At 37.1% G+C, this 17,955-nt stretch carries 13 protein-coding genes and 4 pseudogenes; 5 read left to right on the top strand and 12 right to left on the bottom strand.

Annotated elements, in window-relative coordinates; translation table 11 throughout:
* Window positions 1-771 precede the first annotated feature (771 nt).
* The 9 genes and pseudogenes from FNZ60_RS08875 to FNZ60_RS08910 form a co-directional block, all read right to left on the bottom strand.
* Window positions 772-1,482 (bottom strand): annotated as a pseudogene (locus FNZ60_RS08875) (YadA-like family protein); the annotation flags it as partial.
* A gap of 230 nt (window positions 1,483-1,712) precedes the next feature.
* Window positions 1,713-2,153, bottom strand: a complete 441-nt coding sequence (locus FNZ60_RS08880) for a hypothetical protein (RefSeq protein WP_142417216.1) — start codon at window positions 2,151-2,153, stop codon at window positions 1,713-1,715.
* A 390-nt stretch (window positions 2,154-2,543) separates the two neighbouring features.
* Window positions 2,544-2,957 (bottom strand): helix-turn-helix domain-containing protein, encoded by a 414-nt coding sequence (locus tag FNZ60_RS08885; protein ID WP_142417217.1) that lies wholly within the window; start codon window positions 2,955-2,957, stop codon window positions 2,544-2,546.
* Between the two features lie 16 nt (window positions 2,958-2,973).
* Window positions 2,974-3,582: a regulatory protein GemA gene (locus FNZ60_RS08890; RefSeq protein WP_142417218.1), complete on the bottom strand. Its 609-nt coding sequence runs from the start codon at window positions 3,580-3,582 to the stop codon at window positions 2,974-2,976.
* 13 nt (window positions 3,583-3,595) lie between these two features.
* The gene (locus FNZ60_RS08895; protein WP_142417219.1) at window positions 3,596-4,219 is read right to left on the bottom strand and encodes a DUF3164 family protein; all 624 of its coding nucleotides are present in this window, start codon (window positions 4,217-4,219) and stop codon (window positions 3,596-3,598) included.
* Window positions 4,212-4,482, bottom strand: a pseudogene (locus FNZ60_RS08900) (hypothetical protein). Before FNZ60_RS08900 ends, FNZ60_RS08895 begins: the two are co-directional and overlap by 8 nt.
* Entirely contained in the window at window positions 4,482-4,634 is a 153-nt protein-coding gene (locus FNZ60_RS09825) for a hypothetical protein (RefSeq protein ID WP_185913571.1), read from the bottom strand. The pseudogene FNZ60_RS08900 and the gene FNZ60_RS09825 overlap by 1 nt, the downstream one beginning before the upstream one ends.
* Window positions 4,635-5,363: 729 nt before the next feature.
* Complete coding sequence (locus FNZ60_RS08905; protein ID WP_142417221.1) at window positions 5,364-10,271, bottom strand: Vomp family autotransporter; 4,908 nt, start codon at window positions 10,269-10,271, stop codon at window positions 5,364-5,366.
* Window positions 10,272-11,392: 1,121 nt separating this feature from the next.
* On the bottom strand, window positions 11,393-11,896 hold the full coding sequence (locus tag FNZ60_RS08910; RefSeq protein WP_142417222.1) for a helix-turn-helix domain-containing protein: 504 nt from the start codon (window positions 11,894-11,896) through the stop codon (window positions 11,393-11,395).
* Between the two features lie 483 nt (window positions 11,897-12,379).
* Between FNZ60_RS08910 and FNZ60_RS10325 the strand changes: the two genes are divergently transcribed.
* Window positions 12,380-12,838: a hypothetical protein gene (locus tag FNZ60_RS10325; RefSeq protein WP_246054773.1), complete on the top strand. Its 459-nt coding sequence runs from the start codon at window positions 12,380-12,382 to the stop codon at window positions 12,836-12,838.
* Window positions 12,835-13,104 (top strand): hypothetical protein, encoded by a 270-nt coding sequence (locus tag FNZ60_RS08920; protein ID WP_142417223.1) that lies wholly within the window; start codon window positions 12,835-12,837, stop codon window positions 13,102-13,104. Before FNZ60_RS10325 ends, FNZ60_RS08920 begins: the two co-directional genes overlap by 4 nt.
* A gap of 311 nt (window positions 13,105-13,415) precedes the next feature.
* Here FNZ60_RS08920 and FNZ60_RS10550 read toward each other — a convergent pair.
* Window positions 13,416-14,628: pseudogene (locus FNZ60_RS10550) on the bottom strand (MFS transporter).
* Window positions 14,629-15,145: 517 nt separating this feature from the next.
* On the opposite strand from FNZ60_RS10550, the gene FNZ60_RS10340 reads away from it, so the two are divergent.
* The 3 genes and pseudogenes from FNZ60_RS10340 (at window position 15,146) to FNZ60_RS08940 (ending at window position 16,578) form a co-directional block, all read left to right on the top strand.
* Window positions 15,146-15,484, top strand: coding sequence for a hypothetical protein (locus tag FNZ60_RS10340; protein ID WP_246054777.1), 339 nt, complete (start codon window positions 15,146-15,148; stop codon window positions 15,482-15,484).
* A gap of 512 nt (window positions 15,485-15,996) precedes the next feature.
* Window positions 15,997-16,263, top strand: a pseudogene (locus FNZ60_RS08935) (type II toxin-antitoxin system RelE/ParE family toxin); the annotation flags it as partial.
* Between the two features lie 15 nt (window positions 16,264-16,278).
* The gene (locus FNZ60_RS08940) at window positions 16,279-16,578 is read left to right on the top strand and encodes a HigA family addiction module antitoxin (RefSeq protein WP_142417224.1); all 300 of its coding nucleotides are present in this window, start codon (window positions 16,279-16,281) and stop codon (window positions 16,576-16,578) included.
* Between the two features lie 55 nt (window positions 16,579-16,633).
* Here FNZ60_RS08940 and FNZ60_RS08945 read toward each other — a convergent pair whose 3' ends face one another.
* Together FNZ60_RS08945 and FNZ60_RS08950 are read right to left on the bottom strand one after the other, a co-directional pair.
* Window positions 16,634-17,671 carry a tyrosine-type recombinase/integrase gene (locus tag FNZ60_RS08945; protein WP_142417225.1) on the bottom strand — a complete coding sequence of 346 codons (1,038 nt, stop codon included), beginning with the start codon at window positions 17,669-17,671 and terminating at the stop codon, window positions 16,634-16,636.
* 2 nt (window positions 17,672-17,673) lie between these two features.
* The gene (locus FNZ60_RS08950) at window positions 17,674-17,925 is read right to left on the bottom strand and encodes a hypothetical protein (protein ID WP_142415738.1); all 252 of its coding nucleotides are present in this window, start codon (window positions 17,923-17,925) and stop codon (window positions 17,674-17,676) included.
* Window positions 17,926-17,955: the final 30 nt, after the last annotated feature.

The raw sequence follows: 17,955 nt of genomic DNA on the forward strand, positions 1-17,955 counted from the left end.
TTTTTTTATAAAGAGACTTAAATGCAATGACTAGATATGTTGAATGGATATAAAGAAGAATGTATTAAGACTCTGTTGATTAAGCTTACGTTTTTTATACAAGAATGAGAGAGGTTTCTGTTTAGATATAAAACGCTTTACTTAATAAGGGCCTGTTTTTTAATAAGATAGAAAGTAAAAAGTGTTTTGTTATTTTAATTATAAACTTTCACTTATTTAAAAGGTTGTTAACAGCCGGTAAGTAAGGAGCTGGATATTTAAAGAGACGTTAGATTTTCTAGATCTGTACCTAACTCAGTAAAGTTGCTTCTTATTTAAGCTTTAGTGCGAAATATGAAGCATTTTTGGGATTTTTTTACGCATTTCACCTCCCCCTTTTTGAAACCTTTTTATCAAAACGAGTCTTACTAATACATCACCTTGAGATTTACGAAATGTAAAATAAAATAGCAAGAAAAAAGTGAGTCTTTTTAAGAAAAATATATCATTACGGATTATAGTGTGATCTTTTTGCAACAAAAAGAGAGGGAAATGTAAAGTATTATCGCTTATAGCTCTTATAAAAAATTTTATTACTGAAGTCACTTTTATTACTGAAGCCACTATCGGAGTAGTTTTGTAGAGGCTATTGTGTCATCTGTACTTATATATACTCTAACCATCAATCTCTTATTACGACTAATATTAATAAAGACTTAATGGAGTTGATGGTTGGAGTTTTTTGATTTTGTCTTCTCTAAGATAAACTTTTTGATATTTGATTTTTTATTGTCACTTTACTGTTACCCTCAACCCTGCGCCTATTCCCCATTGGCCTCCGGCACTTGTCACCGATATATTCGAGCGAATTCTTCCACTTTCAGACATATAACCAGCGCCAAAAGCAAAGGCTGATTGATTCTGCCATAAACCACTGCCAAATGATATGCTTATTGTTCCAGGACTATCATCATAACTTAAATTAGACACTGCTAGACCTATGGCTGCGGCTTGTCTTACTTCTTTTCTAATATCTTCAACGGTATAACTTAACGCTGCAAACTTCATTTCTGTATACGAATGAACCTCTTTAACACCATCTTTTACAATATTAGCCACTTTCTCATCCGTGTATTCTTTCGCTTTATCAAGAATAATACCCATCTGCTCTTTCGTGTAATCATGTAATTGATCACCATTGACCGCTTCTTTCGAGCCTTTTTCAATTTTGCCATTGGCCACATTGGCTATGATAACTGACTCACTCTCATCTCCACCAACTAAAGTCACTTTATTGATCTTTTTACCTTTTTTATCTCTATCGTAACTCACAGCACTATCAGTAACTGTATTTGTAATATTTTTTACTTGCTCACCTATCGTGTCTACTTGTTCTTCAACCTTTGTAATCTTCTGGTTTGTTTCCCATAGCTGATCACCATTGACAGCTTCTTTTGATTCTTTCTTTACCTTCCCCCTCTCTACATTGATAATTTTACTTGGCCCCCTTTTCTCCTTATCACATTACCATAAGCAGCATTGTAGGCTCATTTTTCTTCATCCCAATTTAAACTATTTGATGATACATGCTCTTTCACTTTCTTTATGCGATCATTGATCTTTGACATGCTTTCATTCACACCTTCAAACGCACCAGCAACATTATCGTAGCTTTTTTTATCGCCTTTCGTACCATCTTCATTGAAAACTTGAATTTTGAACTCAGGGACTATTCATTTACCATTCTTATCATACCCAGCTCCACCACCGAAATATGCTGCAAATTGGTTTTTCAGAGAATAAATTTGGTTCCCCGTTATAGCCTCTATGGAACCTTTCGAAATATCGCCATCCAAAAGATATTTTATCTTGCTCTTACCTTTTTTCTCCATGCTGGGCGACAAAAGCATTTTTATCATTATTCCATAACAAGGCATGCCTTGAACTTCTTGTATAATATTCGTCACTTCTTTACTCAATTGATGAACAACATTCGTTAGATGATCATTCAAACACTCGAAATTCCCATCAATCCCTGCAAGCGCGGAACCAACATTATCATATTGTTTTTCTTCGCCTGCCGTACCATCATCTTTGAAAGTTTTCAGTTTAAAGATTGGAACCGTCCATTTCTTCCCATCATAATTAGCGCCACCACCAAAATACTTTGCCACTTGGTCACCTATTGAATAATAGTTGAGCCCCTGTCACCGCATCCGTGGAATCTTTTGCTATCACCCCTGCTGCAAGAGCCGTTATCTTGCTGTTTTCTTGCTTCTTTCCATGTTTTGCAACAAAAGCTTTATCCGCCTCACTCCATGATAAAGAATCTTGCGCAACCTCTTTTGAAACTTTCTTAATGCGATTGTTTATATTCTTGATATTTTCATCAAGTTCTTTGAAAGGCTAAACCAACATCGGTATGCGATTTGTCTGTTACCGCTCCATCTTCTGCAATACCGGATAATTTATACGTTGGCACTATAAAGTTGCCATCACTAAACTTTTACAATCACAAGAAAACCAATATGTCCTGAAGCTTAAAGGGATTAAATTTTGGAGGGTTAAATGATAGGCTCATTCAATTCTGGAAATAAAAAATCCTCTGACGTCAAAGAAGATATTTTCTTCTTCAAACGATAAGCTGTGCGCACATGCATACCAGAAACAGCTGCCGCATCATCGGCAGACCAGCCTTTTTTTAAGGCTTTGATCATTTTTTGCCGCCGTGATACATTGGTACAAAGAGGGATCAGCAGGCGCACACCCGAACCATTAAAACAAAAATAACGAATAAGTTGCTCTGCCTCCTCAAACCCTATAATTTCAATCAACCAATCCGCATTTTCAAGCCGCCCTGGTAGATAAACTTGTCGTCCTCCAAAAGCCCGCACCATATTCCATGCTGTATCAACACCAGCAACCGTCACAATCTCACGCAAGATAAGGGGAAAATGGCTATAAGCTTCACCCTGCATACAGGCTTATTCCTCTTTATTTCACACCTCGACGGATAACCCGCCCCCAATCATTCATCACTTTTATAAAATCGCCCCCATCCATCTCCCCCAATGCTTTACCACTTAACCCCATAACACTTTGATGAAACGCCTCCTCATCAAACAAAGCATTTGAATGCAAACGCCTCCATTGGGCACACAAAATAGCAATACTGGGCTTGTCCCCCTTGAAATCTTGAAGCTTTTTTCCTCTCCAGTCAACCCCACCCTCACGCTGCAACCAGCTTTCCAACGCTTCAATGGCGCAGCCCGCATCATCGCTATCGCGTAAAAATCGAATATGATCAAGCCCCGTTTGCCTTTTGACAAAGGCAAGTAAAGCTTGATCTGAACGATCACGAATAATGCCAAGATTCCACCCTGCAATCCATAAAGCTTGAATCTTTTTGGCATATTTGCCCTCTAAAAGCTTAGCTTTTGGTTGAAAGCCCCAAGCATGCATTTCAGCCATCACCAAACGCCTTTCTGAAAGGCTCAAATCTTTTGCCGAATATTTTCCTGTCAGGCGATAAAGCATCGCCCGATAGGTTTCATCATCAAGCGCTAAAGCACGCCTTCCCATATGAAGTGCCGCTAAAGACATCTCAACAAAATCCTCACGTCTTCACCATATCAAGGGTGACGGGGCGCCAAAGGCTTTCTAATGTGTCGCGTTCATAAAAACGCACATATTCCTTAGAGGTCGTCACACGGATAGCTTCACGGATTGCCCGCATCGCTTCCCTCCAACGGGGATCACTAATATCCAAGCGCAACAGCATAAAAATTTCACCCCGATTCACCTTGCCTTCTTTATCCGTATTAAAAGCACGCGTAATAATCGCGCGGATTTCCGGGCGCGCATCCGCAGACCATTCATTCAAACACTCATCAAGAAGGCTTTTGGCAATTTGCAATTGCGGACCAAAATCAAAGCTTTCTTGTACCTGCACCTTAATACGCTGCAAACCATCAAAACTTGTGTAAGTACAATTGCCCTTTTTACCACGCCGCGCTACACCATATTCTTGCGCAAGCAAATTATCAAAATCACTCAAATCCGCAACCGTATGGCTGTTAAAACGCGCAATCCGTGCTGACAATTCTTTGGCATACCCCATAACCTTCCGCACCGTCTCATCTTCCAGCAAATCCGCAGGGCGGATCATATCCACCGGCACCAAAGCGCCTTTCGCATCCTTCATATAACGCGTGCCATCAAGTTCAATCTGTTTATTCATCGCAGAACTCCTCCTTCTTTTCTTGAAAACGACGAAACGGCAAAACAACACCCGATAAAGGGGCGTATCCCGCTTTCAATTGCCAACGACACCGCAAAAGCTCATGACCTAAAATGTGGTTATAGCCCGCTAAACGGCGTAAATACGCATTTAATTCTCGAACATCTTGCGCATGTAAAAAAATGCCATCCATCTCATAGGGCAAAAAACCAGTGCGCAAAGCCATCAAGCACTCTCTCACCAGATAAGGGGTTGCGTTCCATTATTTATCTCCTCCAAAATCCATATAAATCACACGATTGCTCTCATCTTTATCCCCATCAGAAACGCTATCATCAGACAAAACTTCTGCAACTTGTCCTTCCAAAACCGCATCCGCTTCCCCCAAACGATGATTTTTACGCTCAAATTCCAATTTTCGCTCTTTTTTACCATTTTTTGCAATTTTAGGTGTAAAAATCTATTTTGACAAAACACGCATTTAATGCTAAATTTTATACATAAAAACAATAAATTATCACGTATTCCTATCTAATCCCACTTAGTACAAAACCTACTGTCAAACTACAACTTATTTGTTATTTTTTGCAAGTTAAATTAGTTTTTCGTTTTTCATATTGTTCACAAATTATGTTATAGTATCTTGAAAAGAAAAGGCTTTTTTCTTTTTATCTGCGTGTTAAGCAGAGATGTTTTTGTGTAAAATAAATCAATAAAACCTATGATTTTTCTTGAAAAATACGCAAAGGGGGAATTTTTAGCTTCATTTTTATCACTTCCCTAATCAAACTCAATATATTTGTCTTTACCCGAATGTGAAGCGTTAATTTACAGTTTTGTCGAGCGTCAAGGGAAATTCCTTTTTTCTCTTTTTTAAATGCTACAAAAAATTCTAAAGTAAAATAAAAAAATGCATCATTATTGAAAATAATGTATTATTTTTCTTTTGAAAAAGTAGGCTCTTGAACGAGAGTGTAACAGTTTTTCCTGTTTTTAAAGCCTATCGTTATCATTATATCCCTTATCAATCTTCTCTATACATATTTTTATAGATGTCATCCGTATATTTTACAGATGTTAAAAACAATTCACCCCTGCCTCATGAGACAAGGGTGAAAAGAATTTTTATGCGTTTTGTTGCTTATCAATTCAATGTCATATTGAATCCCGCACCTACACCCCAATGACCACCAGAAGTTGTTGCAGATACATTAGAACGAAATTTTCCATTTTCTGAGGTGTAACCAGCACCAAAGGCAAATGCAGACTGACTACGCCATAAACCAGTACCAAATCCAACGCTTAACTTTCCAGGGGTATCATTGTAACGTAAGTTAGACACCGCCAGACCAATAGCTGCTGCCTGTCTTGCCTCCTTCTTCACATTCTCAATGCTGTAGTTTAAAATATCAAACTTCATATCTGTATATTGTTTAGACTGATCAACAGCATCGTCAATCGCATCAACCGTAATATTCTTAATCCGTTGATCCGTATACTGCTTTGATTCATCGAGAACAATTTTCATCTGTTCTTTGGTGTAATCATGAAGTTGTCCACCATTTACAGCTTCTTTTGATCCTTTCTCAATTTGACCATCAGCGACATTATCAATCACAACAGGCTCACTAGCATCCCCCCCCGCTAATGTGATTTTATTGGTCTTGTTGCCGTTTTCATCTCTGTCATAGCGAACAGCATCCTCAGCAATATCGTTAACTTTGTTATCAATCTTATCGACTTTGTTTTCAATATTGTAAACAGTTTCACCAATATCAGTAACTGTGCTCGAGATATTATCAACTCTGTTGGTAAGATGCTTAACATCTTTTTCAACACCTGTGACACGATTTTCAACATTTGCAACACGCTCATTGGTTTTCCAAAGTTGTCCACCATTTACAGCTTCTTTTGAACCTTCTGCAACTTTCCCATCGGCTACATTGATAATTTTATTCGGCTTATCATCGCGTTTAGCATCATAGGCCCCTTTATCCTCATTCCACTTTAAAGCCTCTGAATCAACCTTGTTGACGACATCATCAATACGATTATTAATATTTGACATTCCATTGCTAATACCATCAAAAGCCTCAGAAACTGTGTTATAGCTATTTTTAATCGTTTTACCATTCGCGTCAACTTGAACAATATTGAAAGTAGGCGCTGTCCATTTGCCATTTTCATACTTAGCACCGCCACCGAAATAAGAAGCAAGCTTGTTGCTCATGACATAAAGCTGGCTGCCATTAATCGCATCCGTTGAATCTTTAGAAATGTCACCATCCGCGAGATACTTAATCTTGTTGTTTGTTGTCTTGCCATCTTTTTCATGACGTGCAACAAACACTCCTTCATCATCATCCCATAATAAAGCGTCTTTTGAGATCCCTTCAATTTTCTGATTAAACTCATTGGATACCTTCGTTAAACGCTGATTAACACTCTTGACATTCCCATCAAGCCCTTTCAATGCCGAACCAACATCACCATAATCAGCTTTTCCTACCGTACCATCTTCGAAAATAAGAGATAAAGTATATTTCAGTCCTTCAAAAGCACCGTTAATAAATTTTGCACCACCACCAAAAAACTTTGCAATATCTGCTGATATTTTATTAATTTGGCTACCATTAATGGCATCGTGAGAACCTTCAGCAATGCTACCATCTTTGACATTATGAAGAGCAACTGGTTCTTTGTGCTTATCGCCACCTAGAGTTACGCTACCATAATTAACTTTACCCTCTTCATTTTTATCATAAAGAACCGCAGCAGCAGTTACTGTCTCAATATCTTTAGAAATTTTGTCTATGCTTTTATCAAGCTGACCTTTGTTAACAGCCTCATCATCATTTTCTGCTGCCTGAACACCAGAAATCTTGCGTGCGACTTTGCCATATCCTGAAATATTGATCTCAGTACCAGCTTTATCCTTACCAATAGTGATAAGTTTCTGTTCTTCATCCCATTTAACAAGACTATTTTTTTCTAAATCAGAAATCTTATTATCAATTTTATTTATAGAAACATTCACACCCGTGAAAGCATCAAAAACATTATTATATTCTTTTCCATCAATCAGGAAGGCTGGTTTTATACCTTCAAGTACATCTGTACTACCACCAAAATATTTTGACGTATTTTGAGCAACCTTGAAGAGCTGGGAACCATTTATAGCTTCTGTTGAATCTTCACGTACCGCTCCGTTTGCAACTTTGGAAATAGTCCTTTCTTTACCATCTTTATTGGCAATACTGATTTTTGTCCCCCCTGTTTCTTTACCAATAGTGATAAAACCGTTTTCTTCCTCCTGCTTAACAAGGCTATTTTTTGTTATATCAGAGATTTGGTTGTGAATATTTGTGAAAGTATTGTTTACATCTTCAAAAGCATCAGCAACATTTTGATGAGGTTTCTTAGAGACAGTCCCATTATCGTTGATATTATAGACATAAAAAGTAGGAGCATGCCATTCTCCATTTTTATCATATCCAGCACCACCACCGAAATATTTAGCAACATCATTCATTGCATTTATAAAATGATGATTAACATTCCTGATATTTGTATCAAGCCCTGACAAAGCTGAGCCAACATCATTATATTCCGCCTGTGCTACTTCACTATTTGCATCAATAGTCGTTAAATTATACCTTGGTCCTGTAAAAACACCATTTTCAAACGAGGTATTCCCACCAAAATATTTTGCAATGTCGCTTCCTATAGAATGAATCTGGCTACCATTAATGGCATCTGTTGACTCTTTAGAAATATGACCATTCGCGAGGAACTTAATCTTACTATTTTTCTTCTCTTCACCTGTTCCATGACGTGCAACAAATGCACCTTCTTCTTCACTCCACAATAACGCATCTTGAAAAAGTTGATTAACCTCCCTACTAACATCGGTAACCGTACTTGATATATTATCAACTCTCTTGCCGAGATGTTCAACTGTCTTATTTGTATCCCAAAGTTGTGAACCATTTACTGCTTCTCTTGAACCTTGATGTACCGCTCCATCTTTCACACCTGCGATAGTTCGCTCTCCACCAGTACCTGTAATATCAATTTTCGTGCCATCTTTTTGTGCACCAATAGTGATAAGTTTCTTTTTTTCATCCCATTTAACAAGACTATTCTCTGTTATCTGATTTTTTACTTCATTTAACTGTGAAACATTAACAGCATCGTTTTCCAATTTACCATCTGCTACCCCAGTGATTTTTTTCTGTCCAGCATTAATGCCTCCAGTAGTCATATTTGGACCACCAGTAATTACGAAACCATCATCGCTTACGTTTGCTTTGCCTGCTATTACACGTTTAACTCTGATAATATCATTTAAAGCAAATTGTACCTTATTGTTATCACCTTTAGTAATTTTGATATTTTTACTTTCTTCATTCTCCTCTTCCGCATTGATACCTACAAAATCTACTGTACTGCCTGCTGCAACATCTGTCGCTTGATCACCATTGACAGAAAACTTCCAGCCTCCTGCTTTTGATATCAATCCTTTCACCTCTGTTAATTGCTTGAAATTCACCGCATCGGTATCTTCTTCCCCATCTGCTACTCCTGTAATCTTTTCATTGCCAGCATTAATACCATCTACGGTTATTTTTGCTCCATCCGCAAATATAAAGCCATCATCGCTCATAGAGCTTCTACCTGTGGTGACACTTATCAATTTAAGATTATCATTTAAAGCAAATTGGATTTTATGCTTATTGTCTCCATTGATTTTTTCAATCGTTAAGTTACCTTTTCCTACTGTTGTATCTTCCACTGAAAAATCTATTGTACTGTCTGCTGCAACATCTGTAACACTATCACCGTTGACAGAAAGCTTCCAACCTCCTTCTCCTGCCATGACGTTTGCCACAGCTTTTAACTGTGCTACGTTTACAGCATCAGTATCTTCCTTACCAGCAGCAACACCGGTAATTTGTCGTGTTAACTGACCTTGACCGTCACCGTCGCTACCACCAACTTCACCAACGCTAAAAGCTCCTGCTGTGCTTACCCATGCTATACCATTTTTTGTGGCCTCTTGACCTGAAGGGTCATAACCCTTAACACCCCTTTCCGTACGAGAAACAGAGCCACCACCGATAGCAACACCATCTTTAACACGCACCTGCGCATTTGAACCAATTGCAACAGAATCTTCCATCGCGGCATGAGCAAAGGAGCCTATAGCAATCGCATCTTTAGCATTTGCCTGTGCGTATCTCTCTTGTCCCTTATTTTCACCATCTTCCACAGGTTCACTACCACCTATTGCAATAGCACCTGAAGCTGTCGCTTCAGCCTTTGAGCCTATAGCAATCGCATATTCCTTGCTTGCCTTTGTTCTGAAACCTAAAGCTACGCTCTCTTTACCAGAGGCCGTCGCAAGACCACCAAATGCAATAGAAGATTCACCAGAGGCTTCTGAACCTATGCCTATAGCAACCGTTGCTTTACCACTGGCAAGTGCAGAAACACCAAAAGCTTGCGACCCACCAGTTTTCGCAGTTGCTCCAGCACCAAATGCCGTTGAATAATTCCCCGTTGCAGAAGAACCACAACCCGTTGCAAAAGAATAAACACCAAAAGCTTCAGGCATAATATTTTCAGCCCCCCCAGTATTTGTTCCCATATAACTCGCTTTAGGATCACTCAATATCCCCCCTGCCGCACTCCAAGTAACTTTTTTAGTGGTTGTGCCATAAGGATTACGGCTGTTGTTGTCTGCTTGGTTATTAATAAATCTTTTATATTGGTCTTCTGCAGTTATTTTATTAGAAGCATTCTCTTGTTGCTTACCGCCACGACCAATAACATTATCTACACCACAGAAATCATCATCACCAGCCAAGACAATACTGCCATGGCTACCATTCGGATAAGGAACATCAAGACCACTCGAGTTCCGAACAATCCCTCCTGTTATAGAAACACCCGCAGCAAAAACAGGAGAAACACTCGACAAGAGTGTGGCCATTGCCGCGCTAAGCGAGACAGCTTTAATTAAATTTGGTGTGGAATATTTTTTTTTCATAAGGACCCCTCCAACAGAGTTCAACATCATCACAACGCGCAAAAACACTCATGGCAAAACACTTGGTTCGCGCACCTAAAAAAACCAATAAATCAAGACAAAACTCCCCCTCTGATACCGCTATCTATTACGGCATCAGCCTAAAATCTCTGTAACAACATCGAATCTAGAAAAGTCCCCAACCCTTTTAGCTAGAGGGATTCAAGCTAAAAAATAAATAAAAACACAAAACTTTGAAAATATACCGTTATCTCCATTCAAAAATACTGTGATTTATCTCTTAACAAAAATAATTTCACTAAAGAGCAATTCTACTTTTCAAATAAAGCGCAGCAACAAAATGGCAAGAGTGTAAAAATAATTTTTTGTCAATTTGTAAAAATACTTCTTAAATAAAATAACTGTTCTTATAAGCGTTAACTTATAACGTCTTTTAACTTATCGCATAATCTCATAAATAATGATGATTATCATAACCTCACTCTTTGCTATGCAAGGTTATTTGTCTCAATATATGATGCATATCTTTTGATAAGAAAAATTCCTTAATATAATGATATAATGAGCAGCTTTTTAATGTCCACGTGCTCATTTAATCATCTTCGTCAAAGGATAAAAGCGCGCTATAAATGATCTTTCGTTCTTTTTTCTTCTGGACTGTTCCCTTCACAAGAGCCATGCCCCCACGAAGAAAAGAACACCATTAGGTTTTATATCCGCTTGCTTGTTTTATAGAGGCACCAAACATCGTCATTGTATTTTCACTGTTATATAAATTTTTGAAACATCACAAACCGAAAAGAAGCTGTTTTCTAAACTCTTTTCCCTCATATAACACATTATATTTTCAATATTGTCCGTATTTTTCCTTCACCAACAAATATTAATGGTGCCAGCTTCTTTTTAAATAATTTTCTATTTGTATCATCAATCGTTATTCTTTTTATGAACGGTTTTTTCTTTATTAAATCAACATATTGATTTATAATGGTGATTTCTTTTATGGTGAATAAACGACCCAAAAACCGTAAGCTTTTCCCATTTCAAACCTGTTCATACAGTAGAAAATCAAAAAAAACTATTTTTTAAAAGAGCTGTTCATTTATATCTTGTGAGGTTACTCAAGGCACTTTCTCACCTTCGATTTTACGCTTTAAATGAAGTTTTAAAAGCGGAAAAGTTGCTTCGACTTCTTCCATATCATTGAGGTTTTGAATAAGCTCTTGCAGTTTTCCATAAAGCTCTGCAGCAAGTTCTGCTATATCTTCAGGAGGTATATCTATTTTTGCATCATGATACGTCGTATAAGCTAAATATCCAAGCTTTTTCATCAAACCAGAAGGAATCGCTTGCGGTTTTAAACCAGATGCTTTCGCCTTTGCTGTATCTGAAAACATCTCACCATTACCTGTTACAAGCCAGTTTAAATTGACTTTTAATTTCTGTGATAGAACAACCAAAAATTCTACATTAGGAAAGGTCGTACCTCTTTCAGCGTGGTCATAAATGGCTTTATTAATACCTAAATGGGTCGCTATTTGATGCCTACTAAGCAGCAAACTTTTTCGTATCAAACGTAATCGCTTCGCCTGTTCTGTTTTGGGTTCAATTTCTTTTTTTGCCAAGTTGTACAATAATACAAATATTGCGTTGACTCAATGCAATATTTGTATTATACCTCTTATTACTGCCCTTTATGTTGGGCAAAAATTTAAATACATAACCCCACAAAAAACGGATGTTGCCGCATCCGTTTAAGCAGGAGCGAAAATTATGACAATCCATAAAAAGAGCAATCGCCATAGTATTTTGCCAAGCCCACATTCTTATATACCTTAGTCAAAACGCTTGGAATTTTACCAAATACCACCCTCCAGTGTCAAAAACATTTGGGCACTTTCTCACGAAAAAATAATATTTGCCAATTGTACACTCATCGAGCAAAGTCTTATCACTTGCTCCCTCAAAAAGCGCCTTCATATGTTTTTAGAGCAGTAAAAATCCAATACGTTTTTTCATTGCGTGTTGTGCACTATACCACTGAAACCCTATTACAAAAATATGCTAATACATCTCTCTCACAGTTTTATAAGATAAAAGGTTTATCAATGTCTAAAAATCAATATAAAAGAGGAAAAATAATCGTACATTTACAGAAAATGAGATTATCATGCCTTTTTAAGAAGCTGAGCGTTTACAAACCATGCTGGCTTATTGTAAACATTAATGGCATTGATTTAGCTGTAATTGGCAATAAAGATTTCAGGGTATTTGTTTTACCGTCAAAATACGCTTCCTCTACGCAAATTAAAAGCCTTTTGGCAATGTATTTTAAATGCTATAAGTTCTATAGTAAACGCATTGTCATCCCTATTTACAATTGGGCGCTTCAAAATCTTGAAGTGATAAAGTTTTTAATGGGCATTGATTTAAAAGCGTATATTTTGCAGAAAATTAAAAAAACCATGAGGTTCGTATACATGGCAATTTTGAGTAATGATAGTGGAATAATGCTTAAACATACCAAAGCTGCACAGAAAAATGCAACGTGGAGGAATTCAGCATGACCTCTTTATGCGATAAAGAATTATCCGATACACTGGTTGGTCTTTATGACGACTATCAACGTGGTTTCGACATTGGAGAAGAGCTTAAATTGTGTGTAGATTTAGCTTTATCTCTTGAATTGGAACTCAGTATTCTCCGTTTAAGTGAAACAGATGCGCTTTTAAAAAAAGAGATTGTTCAAACCTTGCATCGTCGCAGAAATGCTCATTCCAACGAGGATGAAATTGATACAATTTTTCATATGGATTTTGAAAAACAAAAATAATGTGACAATCTTTCCGTATGATGAGAGATTGTCTAGTCACTTTATTTCCTGCTGTACTTAAACTAAGAAACTTTTAAAGTGTCGTGTCTTTGCCTCTTTACAAAAATGCAATAAATTAAAGAAACGTATTAACCCTTTTTGGTTATCGTAAAAAAATAAAGAATATTACAACATCAATCTATGTTTTCTTTATTAAAGGCAGAACAACATTTTCGTATTTTCTCACCTATCCTTTAAAAGAAAAATATAAAATATGCTGCATCGTAAATGTTTATAAAATAGCGTATAGTTTTAACCCACTTCAATGTAATTTATCGTTTTTCATGTTTATAAAACAGCACGATCAATATTCCAACAAGTGCAACAATGCTTTGAAGAAAATATATCAATTGAGGTGATATGCGACTGCTATCGATTGCCATAATGAGATAGACTCCGAGGATAAAACATCCAGACAGACCATTAAAACTTGCCTGCAATCTTCCTTGGTATTGGGGATCACAAGAGAGTTGCGATAAAGAAATCGAAAGAGCCCAACTCGAAAGTCCAAATCCAATTATAAAGTAAACAGGAAAAACAACAAAAGTGTATGTATTAACAGACAGAATGATAAGCCCTATAGCCATGAAAGCTAATAAAAATGCCAACGTTTTCCTTATGGATAAAACTTTACAAAGAAGTGGTGAAAAAAACGCCCCTGTCAATACACCCATAGAATAAAGCACTTCAAATATTGCAAAGGTCTTGCTATCCGCGCTTAAGACCTCTTGTGTATAAGGCACCAGAATAACAGGGATAGTCATCAACAGCGTCATAATAATCAATTTGGCTTATATAAGGCATAAAAAGAACCGGATTCTGCTTAAAATAATGAAGGGACGCTGTATAATTTTCCCACCAATTTTGCTGGTTTTGATTTTTAGATCTTCGGGGTTTAGGTACTTTCATTGCAAAGTTAAACAAACCAGCAATAATAAAAAATATACCACCCATCAGAAGTGCTCCTTTTATTCCTACATAGACGAGTATAAATCCACTCAAACCCATACCTATGATCGTACCAAGTTCATAGACCATGTCGATAGTTGCATTTGCATTGATGAGCTGTTTTTTAGGCACAATACTTTGGATTAAAGGAACAGCTGATGGCATATAAAAAGAGATAAAAATACCCAATAGAGCAGATAAGATCATCAAATCAATTTCTATGCCCAATTGCCCAAGTATACTCCACCCCACAATTACCAAACCTCTGACAAGGTTTGAAAGTATAATCTGTGCTTTACGATTATATTTATCTGCCAATATGCCCAAAATAGGTGTAAAAATAATACTAGGCATCCAGAGAAAAAACATCATCAACGCTACACCACGGATTGAACTTGTCTGATGGTAAGCAAGCCATGACAATGCAATATAATTTAGCCCATTTCCAAATGTAGCAAACAAACCGCTCAGGATAAAATAGAGAAAAGTTTTATTCTCGAATAGTGTAACGCGTTCTTTCAAATTTGCAACGAACATAAATTATTCCCTCATACACATGTCATTCAGGATGCAGTATAACCACATTTTAAAATATATACTGAGCTCTTATTTTCGTTCATTAAACTTAAAGAAACAAAATTCCTCATTTTGTTAGAGCGTGATTTATTTTTTTATGAAAAGAAAACATTCTCAACATCATATGGTGTAATCTTAACATACTGAAAATTCATAAATATTTCTATTCTCATTGCGCGTTACATTGGCATCATAGACGTAAAACAGTAGTAATGAAATGAATTATTTTGACTGGACGCAGAAAAATATTTTTGGCACATCTAACGAGGCTTATTTGCTCCAAGAAAGATTGGTGGGAGAAGAATACATCGTAGATGCCATTGTAAAGGGAGGGGCTATAAAGATATGCGCTTTATCGCGATTATAAAAAAGGGTTCCATAATGGAAGTGACTTTGTTTATGAATCGCTTGATGTGCTTGATGCTCAAGTCCTCTTTATGCCACTCTTATCTCTTACGCAAAACAGTGCATTCGCGCGGTGGGGAGTGAATATAGACCCGCGCATATGGAAATTATGCAAACCGCTCGCGGTCCAGTGATGATCGAAGTAGGAGCCCGCCTCCACGGAAGGATAGCACCCACTTTGTTTGCACATTGCTATGAAGATGATTTACTTGAAAGCTCCGTTAACCTTATTGTGGGCGTGTTCTCGCAAACACCCAGTCGTTTTAAGAAAAAAGGGCGTATTATCTTTCTTATCAACAAGATCGACGGTCATATCATAAAAGATGTTAATCTGTGGCAGAAAAAGCTTCATTCTTGGGAAAATGTGGTTATTTTATGCTCTTTTTTAAAGAAAATGAGCCTCTACCTCTGACCATCGATTTAAATACCTGCCCAGCCATTATAGCAATTTCGGGATAGATTGATGATAAATTATCAACTTTGGAAAGAAGCATTCGTAGCAACTTCTTATAGAGAAAACGTCAGTTGAAAATAAAAAAGCCCGAGAACACTGAATCTATAAAACTATACCATCAAGATAGTATAGAAAAATCCATTTAGGGAGGCATAGGATAGGTAAAAAATAAGTTAAAAGAATCAATGAAATAAAATTCCCTTATATAACCCATTGATTTTACGATAAATGGCGGAGAGAGAGGGAATGCTATGTTTATATAAAATCAATAAGTTATATAAAGGTAAGGGAATTTTATGGTTATTGATTTTATTAGCTTATTTTTCTGTCTATCCCGAACCTTTTTAGAGATTATTTTCAATCATTTTATCCAAATATGAAACTAAATTTGGTCGTATAGAACTTGACTCTTATTTTTATTAATCGTATAGTATCAGTATACGACAAGGGGCGGTAATGGCGATTGTGAGTTCAAACATAAGGGCTTAAAATTATTTTATACAACAGGGTCGACAAAAGCTATTCAAGCTGATCACGTAAAGAAACTACGCGTTATCTTGACAGCTTTAACAAGTGCTACGACGCCCGAAATGTTGAAAGCACCAGCCTTTAAAATGCATCCTCTTAAAGGTGAACTTACAGGATATTATTCTATATGGGTGAATGGAAATTGGCGTGTTACTTTTCGCTTTATAGGAACAGATGTGGAGCTTGTTGATTATCAAGACTACCATTGATGAAAGGAATAAAAAATGATGCATAATCCTGCACATCCGGGTGAAGTTCTAAAAGTAGCTTTTTTGGAAGAAATGGGGCTATCAATACAGAAATTAGCTGATCACCTCCATATGACAAGAGCTTCTCTCTCAAGAGTGATTAACGGACACGCTTCTATGAGTACCGAGCTTGCGATTAAATTAGAGTTGGCTGGTTTTAGTAAAGCAAAATTTTGGTTAGATATGCAAACTAACTATAATTTATGGCAAACAATGCAACAGGCACAACCAACTATTTCTCCTCTAGTTTCTGAGGATAATCAAACACACATTTGATTTTATTCATAATTTTTCTTGTGCTTTGCTTTGTTTTTAGCTGCTATCCATTGTTTTAGTTTTTTTGAAGTTTTTTAATTGCTTCTATTGCTAGACGTTTTCTATCGGCTGTTTTGGTATAAAGAGATGCCATTTTATCTTCAGTCCAGCCAAATAGTGCTTTCATTTGTGAAACTGTAGCACCAGCATTAGCAGCCCGTGTTGCTGCCAATTTTCTCAATCCATGGGCTGATTTTTTAATTCCTGCTTGATTACACGCTTCACGAAATAAGTTTCCAAAACTTTCTTTTACAAGCTTATTTCCACCTTTACCACAAATGAATGTTTCATCACCTACAGGACCAATTTTAAGGGTTTCTGCAAGCTCTGGTAAAATAGGAAGAAAAACATCTGTTTTAAATTGGCTCTTTTCTGTTTTGAGATGAATAATATTATCTTTGACATCTTTCCAGCCAATGCGAACGGCATCACCACGGCGTAAGCCCGTATATAAAAGAATATCAATCCAAACGCGTTCATGGGTACCGACAGACCAATGTTGATAATATTTCTCAACATCTTCTTCTAACCATGGGGTGAAACCTTCTGCGTTAAAAGATTTGGGGGCTTTGATATTAAAAGCGGGGTTTCTGTTTAAAAGAGCATTATCAACCGCCCAATTAAAAAGACCATTTAAAGAAGTCAAAAAGTGTCTTGCTGCTGCGGGAGTATTGCGTCTTCTTTCTACGGCATCAAGAATATGTTGTTTTTCTATGCTTTTATAAGCGCGATCACCAATATGTTTAGAAACATTGTTTAGAATTCTATATTTAACTTTTTTCGTTGACTCTGATTGATTATGCCATTGCATGCTTTGTAAATACTGATGCAATAACCAATCGAAAGAGCCCTCTACAAATCTGATTTGTTTTGTTTTCTTGGAGGTGCCATTTTGCGCATGCTTAAGGGCAAGTGTATAATTGTCAACAAATTCTTGCGTTCCGTAAGTTCCTTCAATCCGAAGCCGTGGTCCATGACCAATACGGACATACCATATGATTTTACCATGGCGTGTACGTTCACGAACAAGATAGGGTGGACGACGTTTAGGCATGGTTAGAATTCTATGCCGTCAACAGAGGGACAAGATGACTGAGTACGACATTCTTCTTGTTCGTTTTCAAGAGGTGGAAAGTCTTCAATACTATAAGCATTATGCCTTGTTGTTGGTGGTTCTACAGTTTTATTGATATGAATGAGTAACTCTCCAGTGGGTTTTATTTCTACAATCTCTGCACCTTGTTTTTTGGCTTCTCTTAAAGCGCGTGCAATGGCTGGTTGGGTTATGGTAGGTGGGCGGTGTGCCATGTCAGTTCCCCTTAATTTAGGTGCAATTCT

This window comes from Bartonella massiliensis (assembly GCF_902150025.1).
Taxonomy (GTDB): Bacteria; Pseudomonadota; Alphaproteobacteria; order Rhizobiales; family Rhizobiaceae; genus Bartonella; species Bartonella massiliensis.

Bases quoted from the DNA above. Each gene is read 5' to 3' on its own strand.
- FNZ60_RS08905 (WP_142417221.1), bottom strand. From the start codon at position 10,271: ATGAAAAAAAAATATTCCACACCAAATTTAATTAAAGCTGTCTCGCTT.
- FNZ60_RS08895 (WP_142417219.1), bottom strand. From the start codon at position 4,219: ATGAATAAACAGATTGAACTTGATGGCACGCGTTATATGAAGGATGCG.
- FNZ60_RS08920 (WP_142417223.1), top strand. From the start codon at position 12,835: ATGACCTCTTTATGCGATAAAGAATTATCCGATACACTGGTTGGTCTT.
- FNZ60_RS10325 (WP_246054773.1), top strand. From the start codon at position 12,380: ATGTCTAAAAATCAATATAAAAGAGGAAAAATAATCGTACATTTACAG.
- FNZ60_RS08945 (WP_142417225.1), bottom strand. From the start codon at position 17,671: ATGCCTAAACGTCGTCCACCCTATCTTGTTCGTGAACGTACACGCCAT.
- FNZ60_RS08890 (WP_142417218.1), bottom strand. From the start codon at position 3,582: ATGTCTTTAGCGGCACTTCATATGGGAAGGCGTGCTTTAGCGCTTGAT.
- FNZ60_RS08885 (WP_142417217.1), bottom strand. From the start codon at position 2,957: ATGCAGGGTGAAGCTTATAGCCATTTTCCCCTTATCTTGCGTGAGATT.
- FNZ60_RS08950 (WP_142415738.1), bottom strand. From the start codon at position 17,925: ATGGCACACCGCCCACCTACCATAACCCAACCAGCCATTGCACGCGCT.
- FNZ60_RS08940 (WP_142417224.1), top strand. From the start codon at position 16,279: ATGATGCATAATCCTGCACATCCGGGTGAAGTTCTAAAAGTAGCTTTT.